The following is a 15,743-nucleotide window of genomic DNA, read 5'->3' on the forward strand; positions in this document are numbered from 1 at the left end:
ACTTGTCAGCCAGGAGTTTGCTCATCGCCTTCCGGTCGATGTCCCGCAACGTGCCTGCGATGGAGCCCCCGTAGCATGCCGGCCGCATCGTCAGGATGTAGCTCGAACCACTCGGTGCCGGGGATGCGATAGCCATCCAGCAGCTCGTGAAGAATTGTCTCAGCTTGTTTGCGATCATCAAATATCCTCGTTTCGTGGAAGCGATACGCCCGGTCTGGGTCGTTCGTGTTCATCTGCTGAAGGCGGTTCTTGAGGTCCTTCGCGAGGCCGACCTTGCACCGTCCCGGCCACGCTGCATTGACTGCGACGTAGACGTGACCGGGAGTGTTCTGGCTGGCTTTAGTGTGTCTCCGCCCAGTTCTGGCCGTACGAAGAGTTGCCGGCGAGGTGGCAGCGGAACTTGTAATATTCACCAGCGAGGCGGATTGCTTCTGCAGCAGTCTTCCCCACCAGCTCGGCCCTATCTTCATCTACCTCGATCTGCCATTCATCATGGACATTTGCGACGAACTCGTAGTGAACGCCGGGGACAAGCCCGAGGGCCTGTAGGTTGTTGTCAAGGATCACCAAGGCCCGCTTCATCTGGATCGCACCGGCAGACTGCAGGAGCGTGTTGAGGGCTGAGTGAGGTGACCTTACGGAGAGGATGCGACCGTCAAGCCCTTTGAGCTGCTTGGTCTGGAGGCACTTCTTCTTGACCGCCTTGATCAGATCGTTGAGGGCTGGCAGGGCTGCGAGGAACTTGGCTCGCGAGGTCTTGCCGACCGACATCTGCTTGGACGGATGGGCACCGAGGATGGCACCCAGGTTGGCGTCACCGGAGCCGTAGATGAAGGCATAGAACCAAGTCTTGGCTTGCTCACGCGTACACCCAAGCGCCGCAGCGTTGAGGGTGTGCATGTCAGTGCCGTTGGCCTTGTTGCCTTCGAGGACGGTCTTGATGTACGCGCCGCCGTCGTAGGCAGCCATGTAGCCGGCGAGGTCTCGCAGCTCCAATGCATCGGCGTCACAGCCGACCAGCACCTTGCCCTTGGACACGGTGAACAGCTCGCGACATTCCCGACCGTAGGGCATTAGCTCGCCGGTCTTCTTGTCGTGGATGCCTGGGACCTGACCGATGTTCGGCTTGCTGTGGGTCATGCGGCCGGTGACCGCGCCATTGGTGCTGATGCGCCCGTGGATGCGGCCGTTGCGGACGTGACGGAGCCAGCCTTCCTTGCCGTCCGAGAGCTGGCCAATCCGCTTCTGAACCATCAGGTAGCGGGTGAGCAGCTTGGCCTCGGGCCAGGGCAAAGCCTGCAGGGTCTCGTCGTCGACCTTCGGGCTGCCGTCCTTCGTGAACTCCGAGGGCTTCCACCCGTAGAGCAGCTTCAGACGGTCGGCGATGTCATCTCTCGAGCCGGGGTTGAACGGCATGAGCTTGACGTCGGTGTAGAGGTCGCCGGCTCCCCACTGGCACTGGACGTAGATCGGCTTCTTCTCGCCGGTCTTCTTGACGATCTTGAAGTCGCCCTTCCGGTCCACCTCGTAGCCGAGGATGGGGTGCTGCTTCTGGACCATGGTGCGGTCGAAGGTCGAGGAGCGCTGGCCCTTGTTCCGATACCAAGGCTTGAAGACCAGAGCTAACTCACGCTCAAGGTCGGCCTTAGCCTGGGCCAGGATGCCGTAGAGGACAGCAGCCTTGGCCTCGTCGAACGCGAAGCCGTACTTCTCCTGCCGGCTGACGATCCTGCGAACGTCATGCTCAAGGTTCCAGCTCTCTTCCGAGAAGCCTTTGCCCAGGCAGCGAGCCCAAAATTCCGCGGTGACCTCGACGTCTTGGACGCAGTAGTCCTGCATGTCCCGAGACCAGCGGCCCCAGACGTGCGCGACGAGGGCTTCACCTTCGAGACCGAGGGCCTTGCCTTCAGCCTTCTTGATCGCACCGTAGTCGCCCTTCCACTTGCCGAGGCGTTGGCCCCAGGCTTCGAGCGAGTGCCGGCCGAACATGAAGGGCTCGATCCACTTGAGGCCCTTGCGCTTCTGCATGTCGGAACGCCGGAAGTCGGCATCTGTCAGGTCGGCCCAGATGAGGCGCGACAGGATCAGGGTGTCCCGAACGATGCCCTTGGGGATGAACCAAGGGTGCAGCTTCTGGATTGCCGGAACGTCGAACTCTTGGATGTTGTGCCCGACGATGGTGTCGGCTTCCATGAGGAGGTGCAGGCCATACTCGATGCTGAAGTCTGCACCTGGCTGGTCGCTGCATGACCAGATGGTTCCGGTCTCGTACTCTTTGATGACCAACGAGTGGATCGTGGTCATCTCTGGGATCAGTCCGTTCGTCTCGATATCAAAGACGAGGGTCTGAAGACCCATCAGGCAGTCAGCGCCGTGACGGCAGTGCCGAGGGCTTTGTCGAGCTGCTTGTTCTCGTCCTGCAGGACCCTGATCTGGCTCCTGAGGTTGTCGGCGTTCATGGCGCTGGAGGCGAAGTGATCGCGGCTGCGCTCGACCTCCTTCAGGCGGTTGTAGAGCTGGCGCTTCTCTTCCTTCTCAGCGAGCAGGAGGGTCGTCAGGTTCTGGATGGATAGGTTGGACATCGTGGCATACCTCTTGAATTGCGCTCACGATCTCCCTCCACTTGTTGGCGAACAGGTGGACCGTGGCAGTTCTGAACTTGAGGGTGAGTTGGTTTCCCCGGCGCGAGATCGTCACGTCCGAGGGATAGGTGTCGTTGGTGTGGTCGTTCAAAACGGAAGGCTGTCGTCTGCCGCCGTCTCATCCTTGAAGTCGCCCTTGGGAGCGAACGGATCATCTTCACGCACGAACAGCCGGCCGGTCTCAGCGTCGAAGCCGAGGTTGATGGTCTTGCCGGTGGATCGTCCTGTGTAGCGATCCTTGAGGATGCGAAAGACAGTGGTTGTGGCGATAATCGGATCTTCGTTCTGCTGGTCTCGTTCGAGGCCGAACATGAAGAAGGACCAGAAGCCGATTGCTCGGGAGCCCTTGAAGTGTCTGATCATGACGCGCCCGCCTTCTTCGTGGGGCTTGCCGTCAGGCGTGGTCAGGTGGGAGACGAAGTGAATGATGATGCCCAGCTCATTGGCGAGCCCGGCCATTTCCTTCATGATCTGCTCCAGGCTGCCACGCTCGTCGCCTGTGTCGGCCATAGCCGTCAGGTGGTCGATGTAGATCAGCTTGAGGCCAAGGGTGACCGCCATGTAGCGGACGTGACCCTTGACGATGTCCCAGTCTGTTTGGCCGAAGTTGTCGTAGAAGAACAGCTTGCCATCCAGCTCGGTCGCGGCGCGGACCAGCTCTGCTTCCGTCCACCCTGCGTCGGGCACATGGAACATCCGCCCGGCCAGCTTGCCAGCAACACGCTTGGCAGTCTCGACGGGCTTCTGTTCGAGGAAGATCGCGCCGACATTCATCTGGAGGTCAGTGATGTCGAAGGCGATCTGCTGCATCAGGAAGTCGGTCTTGCCGATGCCAGTGCCTGCGCCGAAGCCGTAGACCTCGCCCATGCGCCGCCCGTAGGTGTGCTGGGTCAGCTCCTCAATGCACCACTTCAGGCCCCACTCGACGGGCTTCATCAGGTCGCCCATGATGTCGCTGACGCCTACGATGCCATCCGGTCGATAGACCTTGGCACCCCAGATCGCGTCGATGGTTTCCTTGATGCGACCCTCCATGAGCATCGCATTGGCGTCCTTGAGGGGCAGTGTGGCGACCTTGAGCTTGCCGGGGGTGAACCCAATCTGGCAGCACTCGGCCGTAGCTTTCTGGCCTGCGTCGTCCTGATCGAACATGAGGATGATCTCCTCGTAGTTCTCCAGCCACGCGAGGTTCTTCTTCAGCGCCCTAGCAGCGCCGTCACAGCCGTTGGGGATCGACACGACAGGCCACTTGTGACCCTGCATCTGGCTGACTGAGATCGCGTCCAGCTCGCCTTCGGTGATGACGATCTTCTTGCCGCCGTCCCGCCAGAGCCACATGCCATACAAGCACATGTCTTCCTTGAGGCCCTTGGACCTGAAGTCCTTGCCGGCGAACCTGATCTTCTGCCACACGAGTTGCTGTGCGGCGTTGCGGTAGTTGAACAGACGGACGGGATCGCCGTTGAGCGTCGAGCGGGTGAAGCCCCACTTCTGCGCGCTCTCCAGGCTGATGCCACGGCTCTGCCAATCTGAGGGTTCCCCGAGAGTAACAAAGTCCGTCGTCCGCTGCTCCGATGGAGCCTCGGTCTGTGTTTCCAATTCATGTTCTCCGGGTTCGTAGTGCCGACAGCCGAAGCAGTACGCATGGCCGTCCGTGTATCGGGCTAGGTTGTCCTTCGAGCCGCACTTTGGGCACGGCTCTTTGCGAAGGAACTCGCTCTCAGTCTCGTGCAACGTTCTGGAACTGCTGCCGCTGGCGCATGACGAAGCATTGGCGCTCGCCTGGCTTGTAGTTTCGCGCGTAGCTTTCGCCCTGGGCCTTGACCATGGCATCGACCTCGGCCGGCGACATTGCTACCACCAAGGCCTTGGACTGTTCGATCAGTTGGTGGAGCGTTCTCACCCGACCTCCTCGACCTTGATGTTGTTCGCGATCATGGTGAGGCGGGTGCTGGCGAGCAGGGTCTGATGGCCGATGAAGCGCATCATGTTGGCCAGCTCGTAGATGTTGAGGACGTTGGGCTCGACGGCGGCGAACTGAGTGATGTTGTCAGCGAGAGACTTGTCCATCATCTCGCGGATCGTCGTCATCAGACCGTCAGTGGCCTCGTCAGCCAGCTCGAAGGTTGACTTCGCTTTGGCCATCAGACGGACACCTTCACGAGGATGTCGTGATAGTACCAAGCGGTGCATTCCACGCCGTTGACCTTGGTGGGCCGGCAGTGGAACTCGATGGTCGAGACGGTCATCATCTCGTAGTGCATCGGGTGGTTGGGCGAGTGGCGATAGAGGTAGTCGAGGTCAGGCTGGATGGCCATGCGAACGACCGGGCCGTCGCGCGGGTTGCGCTTGGTGCTGGGCAGACGTTCGACATACCGCTGGAGGTCGCTCAGGGAGATTGAGGCGCGCATCTTGTCGTCCTTGAATGGAGGGGGAGGTTGGGGACCCCCGAAGGAGCCCCCGAGGCGTCAGAGCGAGCTGATGCCGGCAGCGATGATCGAGGCGACCGAGGCAGCCCACGAGACGACCGCGAAGAACGTGGCGACACGGAAGGTTCGGACGGACTGGATGATCCCGGCAGCGCCCATCATGTTGACCACGTAGGCAACCGAGAGGGCGATGAGGCCGGCGATGACACCGAAGGCCGAGCCGTTAGCCGCCGACAGGGCAATGGCCACGACGACGACGACGATGCCGACGAGCAGGGTGAAGAACTGGTCGATGGTGCGGCCAGACATCAGAACCAGCCCAGGATTGCGCCGAGGAAGCCCACCGGGATGCCGATGATGCGGATGATGCCGCTCGTCGTCAGGGGAGCGTCGGACGAGAACAGGTGGATCACGGCGATCAGGTTGCAGACCCAGCCGTAGATGAAGGCGACGATGAGGGCGAGCTGGAAGAGGACAACGGTCTTCATGATCATGCCACCAGCTTGGTGAAGCGCTTGGCGATCTTGGCGGCTTCGTCACGGGCAGCGATGCTGTCGTTCTGGAGGTTCTCCAGGGTGTCGATGCGGGCGTCGATCAGGGTCACCTTGCGGTCGTGATGGGCGACGACGGCTTCGAGCTTGGCGATGGCCTTCGTGATGCCGGCGACGGCCTGGGCGGTGGTCGGGGTGACGGAGCCGAGGATGAGGTTAAGAAACGTCTTCATCTGGTGTCTTCTTTCGCTTTGCTTTGGATGGGGTGAAGATGGCTGAGTTGGCCTCCAAGCGACCGGGAGTTGGCGCTTCGTCGATCCAGGCCTGCGGGATACGCTTGTCGGCGTATTGGAAGCCTGCGGTCTGGCACCACTTTGCGTAGGTGGTGGACGACTGCTTGGAGATGCGGGTTGCTGAACGGGAGAACACGAACCTGATGTCGACGTCCGGGTACTGCTTCTTGATGAGCAGATGTTTGTGCCGGTCGGACGTGACGAACTGGCCCTTGGTCTCCACGATGATGCCATTCCCGAGGATGAAGTCGGGGGTGTAGGTCGAGACCCTTGATGGCACCTCGTAGGCAAACTTGAATGCCTCGTAGGTGTAGGACACGCCCTGGGCTTTGAGGCCCAAGACGATGTCCATCTCGAAGCCTGAGGCGTACCCTGCCTTGATCGCCCGTTTCCGAGCGGCAGAGTTCCTCACGCTTGCTGTAGGTGCGGCCAAGGCTTAGAAGTCGCTTTCGCCGGCCGATGAACCACCGGACTGATCCGACGAGCCTTCGCTGTCGTCCGAGGTCTCTTCGTTCTCGCTCTCGTCGTACTCGAAGCCACCTTCTTCCTCGCCGAAGCCGTGAGAAGCGCCGGAGCGGGAGCCGTTGGAGACGAGGTCGATGAGCTGGACGCCTTCAAGCATCAGCTTCAGGCCACCGGCTGCAGTGCCGGGGATGAAGTAGCCGTCGCCGACTGCGAACGAAATCTTGCCTTCGGTGCCACCCCAGATGTTCGGGAACTTGAAGACCGGGTTGCCGGCCTTGTCCTTCACCTGATGGCCATTCTGCATGACCTTGGTGCCTTTGATCTTCTGGCCCTTGGCGTCATAGAGATCGGGGCGCGACGACCAGAGCTTGCCAGCGCGCGGGCCATTCTTGACTTCGCCCGAGGCCTTCTTGGCCATCTTGAAGGCGACGTTGCCGGTGTCTTCCTCGGTTTCCTTGTCGAAGACCGTCTCGAACAGAGCGTTCATCGCAGGGCCGGTGACGCCCTTCTTCTTGAACTTCTCGCGGGTGCCCTTGTCCAGCTCGGCGAATGCCTTCTCGGCGTTGCGGGTGGCAGCCTCGAACAGCTCGTTCAGCGACGGCTTGCCGCCGAACTTGGTGTCACAGAACGTCTCGGCGTCAGCCAGGGACATCATGACCTTGGTCGAGTATTCGCCATCCGGCTTTGGGAACTTCTCGTTGCCGTAGTCCGGCTCGCTGAGCTTCGGGTAGACGAAGATGACGCGCGGGGTGGTGAACTTCTGGTATTCGGTCTTTGCTTCTTTAGCCATATTGAGATTATCCCTTTCGGAGGACGATTTAGACGGAGTAACGGCGTTCAAGGGACGAGACGTTGTACCCTTGGTTGGTGAGCTTGACCCAGAGATCGGTTGGGAGTGGGTAGCCGCGCTTCCATGTGAGGATGGCGGCGTTGAGGGCTGGTGTCGGGCGGATCATGCCTCAGCCTTCAGGACCAGCTCGAAGGCCTTCTCGAAGGAGTAGGCGATCTTGGTGACCGAGGCGTCGATCCCGAGGGTGCCCTTCACGTAATCGGTGAGGAGCTTGAGGATGGCGTCAGGGGCGACCTTGACCGACTTGATGGGAGTCTGCTTGTTGACCTTGGGGGCCGAGTGGCGCTCGAAGGCAGTGGCCACGGCCACCTCGGCGTAGGACTTGCCGTGGTAGGCATGGAAGGCTTTCGTCTTCGCCTTATTGAACGCATCCAAATCCCTCAGATATTGCTTGGGGACGACGACGAAGTTGTCAGCGTTGAGGGAGCAGCGCTGGGTGCCGATCTTGATGTTGTAGGCGTAGGTCCCATAGTTGGAGCCGGTGATTTCGCCGACCATGCCTGGCTTGATCCACCAGTGGGTCGGAACTTCGGTGACCATGATGCTGTCGCCGACCTGGGGAGCGGCTGGTGCTGCCTTAACCAGCGTGAAGTATTGAGCGATGCTGGAGGCTTGGCCTTTGGCAAAACCCTCGACCTCGATCATTTCATTGACCTGTCGGACAACGGTCCATTCAGAGCCAACGAGCATCTTCTGGCCAGCGTCGTCGGTGTTGCCGTACGTGATCCGGCGAACGACGTCACCCTTGTTGAACTTCTTCATGCGATTTCTCCCTTGAGGTATGCAGTGATGGCGCGGAACTCGGCCCGTTTGCCGTCGTCGCCGTTGATGAGGTTCTTGGTCGCAGCGAAGGCTTCCTGAGCAGGAATGCCGAGATGTGCTGCCAGTTCGAGGAAGACCGCCGCCGCGCCCATGATCTGGATTTCGGGGCGGAAGTCCTGCAGTCGGTCGAGGACCGTGAGGGAGGCCATTGCCACTTCGCGTGGACCAGCCATGTTCAGAACGTCGCGGTTAAGCCGGGGCATGTGGGCCTCCTGTCATGGCTCGGGTGATGAGGATGAGGACGATGGCGAGCAGCACTGCTGAAGTGATGCTCATGCGCGGCGCTCGCGGTGGATCGCCTTGCGCTGTTCCTTCTTGCCGAAGTAGCCGTCAGCCTTGAGGCTTTCGATCAGGGTTCGGCGAACCTCGTAGCGCTCCGTCTTGGAGGCGGCAGCAAGGTCGATGGTGACTGAGCCGACGCTGATGTCGTGGCCGGCTGCGCCCATTCTTAGGGTTATATTCCTGCTCATTTTGGTCCTTTCGGTTTCATAGGGCTAGTGGTGTCCCTATTTGAGGATCATCCCGTAATGGGGACGATCTAGGCGAAGAAGAAGTCGGAGTTCATGATCTGATCTAGTTCCAGTGTTCCTTTCGTCGGCAGTGCCGGTATCTCGTCGAGAAGATCAGGACCCACGTGGGCCACGAGCTGATCTCTGAAGTGCATCAGGGGGTCGGTTTCATACATGCTGACGAAGACCGCGCGCAGCTTGTTGGCCAGCTTGGTCGTGTCGCAGGCATGGGTCCCGTAGCTGTCGTGGATCATGGCGAAGCTGGTCAGACCCTCTCCCGCCAGGGCGTCTACCGTGAGGATCATGGCCGAGGCGTCCAGCGAGTGGATGCAGTTGGGGCTGATCGAGTTGGCCTGCTTCGAGACGTTGAGGTCGTCGGTCTCGTCATAGGTTGCCAGCCTGACAACGGTGCCGGCGATGCGGGTCTTCACCATACGCTTCCGCGTGTCCATGTAGCTCTGGTAGCCGACGAACCCTGAGGGCGTCGTCCAGTGGATCGGAAGGTTCTTCTTGGCGACCACGCGGGCTGTCTTCTGCAGCCACTCCATGGCTTCCTTTGCGGCGATGACGACGTCCCGAATGCTCGACCAGATGATGCTGGACAGGAACCCTATGGCCTGGGGCAGCTCGTCCCCGAAGTTGTGCTGCTGTCCCTTCTTGATCCGCTCTGCGACCTTCTCCCCGACATACTTGACGCACGACCTGGGGGTTCCGCCGTAGGGCAGGACCATGACCGGCCGCTTGGTGATGTCGCGGTCGATCCCGAAGTGGACCCATTCGTGCGCCCAGCGTGAAACTTGCTCGGCTGTTGGTCCTTTCTTCTTCTTGTCGGTTGAGCCCTCTTCGCTGATGATCCCGTCAAAGGGACGAATTGAACGGAGTTGTGCTATCGCGCGGTCGGCAACCACCTGATAGATGTCCTGCGGTTCGTCGGCCGGGATCAGGTTTACGGCTGCCCCTCCGACACTGTCGAGGAGCATGGCCGAGAAATGCTGAAGCCCGTTGCAGGAGCCGTCCAGGGCGATGGGAAGGTGTGACCTGAAGCCGTCACCCTCTTGGTCCAGAGCCAGCCATTCAAAGCAGAACGCGAGGAAGGACCATGGCTTGTCGGCCTCGGTCCACCACAGGTTGGCGAAGGGGTCAACTGCCTGTGCGCAGATGAGGAACCTGTTCTCCTCGACCCATGCCACGCGCTTGGAGAACGCCACCTTGTCGACCCCGAAGCAGTTCGCCCCATGGATCGCCAACCAGCGCTCGCCATCCTCGCCCAGGGCCTTGCCGTCAGCGAACCTGAGCAGGGCCTTGACGTTGTCCGAGGCCTGCGGGTGCAGGACCTGTGGTATGGGATAGGCTCGACCACGGAAGTCGAGGTTGTGCGGGAAGTAGATCGCTGGCTCATTCTCGAACCGCTCGGCGAGCTGGATCAGCGCAGCCTGGGTCAGGCGGTCTCGGCGCAACTGGATGTTGTCGCTATAGACGCCGCGGGCTGCCCACTTCCATTCCTTCAGGGCCTCCGGGTTGCTGTCGATGTCGTCAGGCTTGTCGGGTTGGTCGATGTCCCGCTTGGGCACCAGACCGGCAACGTCAGAGCCGGCCGAGATGAACCCTCGCATGACGTCGAGGACAGCCGTGTTGATCTGCCACGGTGTCCGCTGGATGGCGTTCAGGCCGCTGTAGACCGCGCCTAGGTGGGCTTCCTTGAGTAGCGCAATATGTGCCGGCTTGGCCCGACGAACGAGCTGGACGGGCCTGACAGCGTCCGTGAAGTAGCCGCCGCCGATGAGCCCTGACCAGTCCTTAGGTGGGATGATGGTCGGCATGTTCGGCGGCAGCATTGCCTCCCCGCGCAGGAGAGAGGACGCGACCCATTGTGTGACCTTGTCGGTCAGCTCGACCCGGTATTGGTCTCGTGGCGCTTCGCGGTCCTCGCTCATGTGTGCCTGGACCATGGTGGCCAGACCGGTGTTCTCGCAGAACAGCTCAGTCAGCTTGATCCCGAGATGCTTCATTTCGTCCTTAGACCAGCGGTCCCACGGGATGTCGAACTTGCCCATGGCGTAGGTCATGACCGTCCGCTTGTGCTGCTCGGTCGCGCCATCGTCGGTCAGGCTCTTGTCGATCTTGGCGAAGAGGCCGGGTGCCGAGGTGGCGAACTGCTCGAACCGCGCCTCGCTCTCGATGTCCCGGGCGATGGTGTGGGCCAGGGTCAGGAGAGCGACGGAGTTCTTCCGCATGAGCTGGTTCAGGACAGCCCGGCTCGTCAGGTACGAGACCACGTACGAGTCCATGTTCTTGATGAGGCGAGCGGTCGCCCCCTTGGGACCCGGGCGGCCGCTGTAGGCTGCGTCAACGAATGCCTTGATGGCCTCCGCGAGGGGCTTCAGGGCGTTCTGCATCATGTAGCGGCCAGGGTTGGTCGAGGACCCGCGTTCCTTCTCCATGTCCTTGTTGACGCGGGAGTGGTAGCGCGCCTTGCCCAGGCCGGTCATTTCGATTTCGAGTTCAGCTTGCCGGGTGAGGTTCAGCGAGACGTGCGCGTTCAATAGCTTCTCCTAATATGGCTGCGGCCAACGTTCGGGCAGCCCGCTCGGCGGCGGGTGCATCCATCATGAGGTTGTAGAGGATCAGCTTGACGTCCCGGTATGGCATGCCAGCGATCTGGGCGAGGACGTGAACGCCCTTCCGGTTCTCGGCCATCAGGACGACGCCTCCCTCGATACGGAGAACTCGCTGTCGTCGAAGTACGCTCGGGCGCTGGCGCTGACGAACTCCTCGTCGACCTCGTCGTCTGTGTAGCCGTCCTCGTTGGCGTTCTCGAAGTCATCCTGAACCTCGATTATCCGCCTCAGCATGCTCAACTGGCCGACGTCGAGATTGATCCACTCGCTGCCGCCAGTCAGGATTTCAAGGCCACCCTCTGCACCCGATTTGAAGCAGAAGGGGTCGCCCTCGCTGTCGAGCATCTCCCCCTCGGTGCTGAGGTAGAACATGCCGTCCTTGGCCTTTGGGCCACCGTCCATGTCTACGATTGTGAAGTGGACGCTCAGGGGGACGTCGCCCATTGGCTGAAGGGGTGTGCGCTGCATGGTTGTTCTCCTAATTTGTCACACGATTTGTCACCCCAGGCCATTTGTCACCAAATCCCTCCCTGTTTCGGGAAGGTTGGTTTTGACGCCGGAACCAAGGGGAAAGCTGAGATATTTGAGGGTCTTAGGGGACCGTCCCGCTAGAGGGCTGGTATCTAATGGGATTTTAAGTCCCTTGCGTCTACCAATTCCGCCACGTCCGCAGGCCAGTCCTTTTCAGATGCCGGGCAGGGGCCGTCAAGCCGTCTTCTGCCGCCGCCGGTTCGCGGTCGAGAAAATCGGCCGGCGGATTGTTGTGCTCTGAACCGTCGCAGCGGCACTGGGCGCCGATGACGAAAATCGGCCGAAACAAAAAACCCGCCTCGGCGGCGGGTCGTCGGCGCGAATCAGCACCATACTGAAATTAGTAGCATAGCTGCCGGCACAAAGCAAGAACAAAATACCGAACGCAATCGTGTCAGGTTGGCGCTGCCCCTCCCTACCCTCTCCCCGTGAAGGACGGGGAGAGGGGGACGCCGGCGTTTGCGGCCGTTCTTTCTCCCCGTCACTATACGGGGAGAAGGTCCCGGCAGGAGGTTGAGGGGCAGCGCCAACGTCGATGATTGATCGCCTCCACCGCGCCGGTCTTGCGCTTCCTCACTGGTCAAAATCCTCGCGGCTTGGCACAGTCGGGCAAATTGGAGCCTGTTCATGCCGAAGACCGCCAATGCGACGAAACCAAAACCCTGGGCCGAGATGGCGACGCATCTGGTCGACGTCGCCATGGGCCGCAAACCCGCCGATCTCGTCATCCGCAACGGGCGTTGGGTCAACGTTCATTCGGGCGAGATCATCGCCGGCACCGACATCGCCATTGCCGGCGGCCGCTTCGCCTATTGCGGGCCGAATGCCGGCCATGCCATCGGCCAGGGCACCAAGGTGGTTGATGCCGGCGGCCGTTACCTGGTGCCGGGCCTTTGCGACGCGCATATGCATGTCGAGAGCGGCATGGTGACGGTGACGGAATTCTGCCGCGCGGTGATCCCGCATGGCACCACCTCGATGTTCATCGATCCGCATGAGATCGCCAATGTGCTCGGCCTGCCGGGTGTCCGGCTGATGCATGACGAGGCCGTCGCCATGCCGGTCAACGTGCATGTGCAGATGCCGTCCTGCGTGCCGTCAGCACCGGGGCTGGAGCATGCCGGCGCCGAACTGACGGTCGCCGACGTCGCCGAGGCAATGACCTGGGAAAACATCATCGGGCTCGGCGAGGTGATGAATTTTCCGGGCGTCGCCGCCAATGATCCGGTGATGTCGGGCGAGATCGCCGCGACGGTGAGGGCCGGCAAGACCGTCGGCGGGCATTATGCCTCGCGCGATCTCGGCCTGCCGTTCCACGGCTATGTCGCAGGCGGCCCCGAGGACGATCACGAAGGCACGCGCGCCGAGGATGCCATCGCCCGCGTCCGCCAGGGCATGAAGGCAATGCTGCGGCTGGGCTCGGCCTGGTATGACGTCGCCTCGCAGATCAAGGCGGTGACGGAGAGCGGGCTCGACCCGCGCAACTTCATCCTGTGCACCGACGATAGCCATTCCGGCACGCTGGTGCACGAAGGCCATATGGACCGGGTCGTCCGCCATGCCATCAGCCAGGGCTTGAAGCCGGTGACGGCGATCCAGATGGCGACGCTCAACACCGCCCAGCATTTCCGGCTGGAGCGCGAGATCGGCTCGATCGCGCCGGGACGGCTCGCCGATCTGCTGATCGTCTCCGACCTGGCCGAAATGACCATCGACGAAGTCTATGCCCGCGGCGTCAGGCTGGCCAAGGGCGGCAAGCTCGAAATCGACATTCCGGCCTATGACTATCCGCGGACGGCGAAGAACACCGTCAAGCTCGGCAAGAAGCTCAAACCTGCGGATTTCGATATCGCGGCACCCAAGGGCGCCAACGAGGTGCGGGTACGCGTCATCGGCGTCATCGAGAACCAGGCCCCGACGCGGGCGCTGGAGGCCGATCTTGCGGTCGAGGACGGGCTGGTCGCCATGGACCGCCGCAACGATGTCTGCCAGATCGCGCTGGTCGAGCGCCACAAGGGCACGGGCGGCGTCACCAACGCCTTCGTCTCCGGCTTCGGCTATATCGGCGACTGCGCCATGGCGTCGAGCGTGGCCCACGATGCCCACCACATCATCGTCGTCGGCACCAACAAGCAGGACATGGCTCTGGCTGTGAACCGGCTGGGCGAGGTCGGCGGCGGCGTCGTCCTGTTCTCCAAGGGCAAGGAACTGGCGCTGGTCGAAATGCCGATCGCCGGGCTGATGTCAAACGAGCGGGCGGAAATCGTCGCCGCCAAGGCGGACCAACTCAGCGACGCCATGCGCCAGATGGGCTGCTCGCTGAACAACGCCTATATGCAGCACTCGCTGCTGGCGCTGGTCGTCATCCCCGAGCTCAGGATTTCCGATGTCGGCCTGATCGACGTGACGACGTTCCAGAAGGTCGATTTGTTCGTCTGAACGCGGCCGGGGCGCGGCTCACCCGCCGGTGGCGATGGTCAGCACCTTGAACGGCGTGGTGATGACGATCTCGGCAACCGAGCCGACGGCCTTGCCGAGGCCCTGGCCGAGATTGTCGAGCTGGGCCGGCGCGGTCTCTTCGGAGGCCAGGCCGGCCGGGGCACGCAGGCGGTCGCCGAGCAGCTGCACCAGGAACGGGTTGTCGGCGAATTTGGCGTGGTTCAGCCGGTCGCCGCCCTTGGTCTTGGTCAGGTCGACCACCGAGACGCCATAGCTGGCGAGGTCGGCCGCGTCGCCATAGTCGCCGACGCGTGGCTTGTCGCCGGAGATCAGGGTCGAGAGCCTGAGCGCCCGGTCGTCGCCCGAAAGCAGCACGGCGAACGGCTTGTCGGGCTTGCCGTAGCGGATCATCTGCTTCTTGAACACATCGACGTCGATGTCGGGCGAGGCCAGGATGACATAGCCGAGCTTGCCGCCGAGGTCGCGGTCGCCGGTAATGGCAAGCTGGCGCAACGCTTCCATCGTCACCCAGGTCCCCATCGAATGGGCAATGATATCGATGCTCTTGGCGCGGGTCTTGGCGAGCATGCGCAGCGTCGCTTCGAGATCGTCGCGCGCCGCATTGGCGCTTTCCTTGTCGTAGATGTAGCCGGTTGTCTTGCCGCTCGACGCCCACGAAAACAGCACCGGCGTGCCGGGGTATTTCGTGTCGTGCGCGATCTGTGTCAGGCGGTAGATGCCGTCGTCAAAGCCGTTGTTGAAGCCGTGCACGAAAACCAGCGCCCGGTCGCCGCGCATGGCGATGTCGGCGCCGACCGCCTTGGCGAATTGCGGCGCCCCTTCGTAGAAGGTGACGCCGGTCGCCGTGAAATCCTTCGCCGGATTGCTGTTGGCGGAGCCCTTGACCCGCTCGATGGCGCCGACCTGATGGATCTTCGGCACCGTCACCTCGACGCTGGCAAAGCTGGTCGTGGGCGAACGGTCACCGTCGAACACCTGCCGGGGCTCTTTCGTTGCCTTCTGCCGGGTGGTGGCGACGAAGATCTTATGCGTGGCCGCGATGTCGGAAGCAGGCACCGTGATCGTCGTCTTGTTGAGCAAATCATGCGTGTTCTGGCCGGCGCAGCCTGCCACCGCGAGCGCGAACGCAACGACGAGAAAGATCTTCGAACGCACGATCACGCGGGCTCCCGCAAGGGCGACGTCGAGCCGAAGACGTCTTGGACTATTCCGATAGAGGCAGAGGCCGGCACGGTCCAGTTCAAACTATTCCGATGGTGCGGCAATCGTGAACAGAATCGCGAGCTGGCGGAAGGTAGCTGTCGGCGGACGATAGCTATTGTCCGACCGAGGCGATGCGGTCGGTCACTTCGCGGTCGCTGGCAAACCCGTCATCCTCGCGCAGCTTCTGGCCGATCAACTGCACCAATTCCGGATTGTCGGCGAATTTGGTGTGGTTGAAGCGGTCGGCTCCCTTGACGCTGGAGAGGTCGACGACCGACACGCCATAGCTGGCCAGGTCGGCGGCGTCCTTGTAGTCGCCGCCCCGCGGCCGCGCGCCCGCGCTCCGGCCGGAGCGCCGCCGCGCCCGGTCGTCGGCGGCCCGGGGGGGTATACACCTCAGAGGCGGCCGCCGCCGCCTTACGTGTGTATG

The 15,743-nt window shown here is 61.8% G+C and carries 20 protein-coding genes; 1 reads left to right on the forward strand and 19 read right to left on the reverse strand.

The genetic code is table 11. The features are described from left to right. Positions 1-5 precede the first annotated feature (5 nt). From NKJ08_RS14795 to NKJ08_RS14875, 17 genes are all read right to left on the reverse strand, one after another. Positions 6-413, reverse strand: coding sequence for a GIY-YIG nuclease family protein (locus NKJ08_RS14795; RefSeq protein WP_352782125.1), 408 nt, complete (start codon positions 411-413; stop codon positions 6-8). Continuing rightward, positions 340-2,358 carry a DNA polymerase gene (locus tag NKJ08_RS14800; RefSeq protein ID WP_352782127.1) on the reverse strand — a complete coding sequence of 673 codons (2,019 nt, stop codon included), beginning with the start codon at positions 2,356-2,358 and terminating at the stop codon, positions 340-342. The genes NKJ08_RS14795 and NKJ08_RS14800 overlap by 74 nt, the downstream gene beginning before the upstream one ends. Continuing rightward, positions 2,358-2,582: a hypothetical protein gene (locus tag NKJ08_RS14805; RefSeq protein WP_352782129.1), complete on the reverse strand. Its 225-nt coding sequence runs from the start codon at positions 2,580-2,582 to the stop codon at positions 2,358-2,360. The genes NKJ08_RS14800 and NKJ08_RS14805 overlap by 1 nt, the downstream gene beginning before the upstream one ends. A gap of 147 nt (positions 2,583-2,729) precedes the next feature. Then, positions 2,730-4,241, reverse strand: coding sequence for a toprim domain-containing protein (locus tag NKJ08_RS14810; RefSeq protein WP_352782131.1), 1,512 nt, complete (start codon positions 4,239-4,241; stop codon positions 2,730-2,732). Positions 4,242-4,362: 121 nt separating this feature from the next. After that, positions 4,363-4,545 (reverse strand): hypothetical protein, encoded by a 183-nt coding sequence (locus NKJ08_RS14815; RefSeq protein WP_352782132.1) that lies wholly within the window; start codon positions 4,543-4,545, stop codon positions 4,363-4,365. After that, positions 4,542-4,787 carry a hypothetical protein gene (locus NKJ08_RS14820; RefSeq protein ID WP_352782134.1) on the reverse strand — a complete coding sequence of 82 codons (246 nt, stop codon included), beginning with the start codon at positions 4,785-4,787 and terminating at the stop codon, positions 4,542-4,544. Before NKJ08_RS14820 ends, NKJ08_RS14815 begins: the two co-directional genes overlap by 4 nt. Further along, the gene (locus tag NKJ08_RS14825) at positions 4,787-5,053 is read right to left on the reverse strand and encodes a hypothetical protein (protein WP_352704337.1); all 267 of its coding nucleotides are present in this window, start codon (positions 5,051-5,053) and stop codon (positions 4,787-4,789) included. Before NKJ08_RS14825 ends, NKJ08_RS14820 begins: the two co-directional genes overlap by 1 nt. A 57-nt stretch (positions 5,054-5,110) precedes the next feature. Then, on the reverse strand, positions 5,111-5,380 hold the full coding sequence (locus NKJ08_RS14830; protein WP_352782137.1) for a hypothetical protein: 270 nt from the start codon (positions 5,378-5,380) through the stop codon (positions 5,111-5,113). Further along, positions 5,380-5,559 carry a hypothetical protein gene (locus tag NKJ08_RS14835; protein ID WP_352782139.1) on the reverse strand — a complete coding sequence of 60 codons (180 nt, stop codon included), beginning with the start codon at positions 5,557-5,559 and terminating at the stop codon, positions 5,380-5,382. The genes NKJ08_RS14830 and NKJ08_RS14835 overlap by 1 nt, the downstream gene beginning before the upstream one ends. Before the next feature lie 2 nt (positions 5,560-5,561). Then, positions 5,562-5,795, reverse strand: coding sequence for a hypothetical protein (locus NKJ08_RS14840; RefSeq protein WP_352782140.1), 234 nt, complete (start codon positions 5,793-5,795; stop codon positions 5,562-5,564). After that, positions 5,779-6,267, reverse strand: a complete 489-nt coding sequence (locus tag NKJ08_RS14845) for a hypothetical protein (RefSeq protein WP_352782160.1) — start codon at positions 6,265-6,267, stop codon at positions 5,779-5,781. Before NKJ08_RS14845 ends, NKJ08_RS14840 begins: the two co-directional genes overlap by 17 nt. Positions 6,268-6,291: 24 nt before the next feature. Then, on the reverse strand, positions 6,292-7,110 hold the full coding sequence (locus NKJ08_RS14850; protein WP_352782142.1) for a hypothetical protein: 819 nt from the start codon (positions 7,108-7,110) through the stop codon (positions 6,292-6,294). Positions 7,111-7,272: 162 nt separating this feature from the next. After that, positions 7,273-7,932 carry a hypothetical protein gene (locus tag NKJ08_RS14855; protein WP_352782144.1) on the reverse strand — a complete coding sequence of 220 codons (660 nt, stop codon included), beginning with the start codon at positions 7,930-7,932 and terminating at the stop codon, positions 7,273-7,275. Continuing rightward, on the reverse strand, positions 7,929-8,195 hold the full coding sequence (locus tag NKJ08_RS14860) for a hypothetical protein (RefSeq protein ID WP_352704324.1): 267 nt from the start codon (positions 8,193-8,195) through the stop codon (positions 7,929-7,931). The genes NKJ08_RS14855 and NKJ08_RS14860 overlap by 4 nt, the downstream gene beginning before the upstream one ends. 69 nt (positions 8,196-8,264) lie before the next feature. Continuing rightward, positions 8,265-8,438 carry a hypothetical protein gene (locus tag NKJ08_RS14865; RefSeq protein ID WP_352782146.1) on the reverse strand — a complete coding sequence of 58 codons (174 nt, stop codon included), beginning with the start codon at positions 8,436-8,438 and terminating at the stop codon, positions 8,265-8,267. A gap of 92 nt (positions 8,439-8,530) precedes the next feature. Next, positions 8,531-11,044 carry a DNA-directed RNA polymerase gene (locus NKJ08_RS14870; RefSeq protein WP_352782148.1) on the reverse strand — a complete coding sequence of 838 codons (2,514 nt, stop codon included), beginning with the start codon at positions 11,042-11,044 and terminating at the stop codon, positions 8,531-8,533. 153 nt (positions 11,045-11,197) lie between these two features. Further along, positions 11,198-11,587: a hypothetical protein gene (locus tag NKJ08_RS14875; protein ID WP_352782150.1), complete on the reverse strand. Its 390-nt coding sequence runs from the start codon at positions 11,585-11,587 to the stop codon at positions 11,198-11,200. 690 nt (positions 11,588-12,277) lie between these two features. On the opposite strand from NKJ08_RS14875, the gene ade reads away from it, so the two are divergent. Beyond that, positions 12,278-14,089 (forward strand): adenine deaminase, encoded by a 1,812-nt coding sequence (gene ade, locus NKJ08_RS14880; RefSeq protein WP_352777602.1) that lies wholly within the window; start codon positions 12,278-12,280, stop codon positions 14,087-14,089. An 18-nt stretch (positions 14,090-14,107) separates the two neighbouring features. On the opposite strand, the gene NKJ08_RS14885 is transcribed toward ade, so the two are convergent. After that, the gene (locus NKJ08_RS14885; RefSeq protein ID WP_352782151.1) at positions 14,108-15,271 is read right to left on the reverse strand and encodes an alpha/beta hydrolase; all 1,164 of its coding nucleotides are present in this window, start codon (positions 15,269-15,271) and stop codon (positions 14,108-14,110) included. Between the two features lie 154 nt (positions 15,272-15,425). Next, positions 15,426-15,743 (reverse strand): alpha/beta hydrolase (locus NKJ08_RS14890; protein ID WP_352782152.1); only part of this gene is annotated, 318 nt, incomplete at its 5' end.

This window comes from Mesorhizobium sp. M0244, assembly GCF_040321795.1.
Classification (GTDB): domain Bacteria; phylum Pseudomonadota; class Alphaproteobacteria; order Rhizobiales; family Rhizobiaceae; genus Mesorhizobium.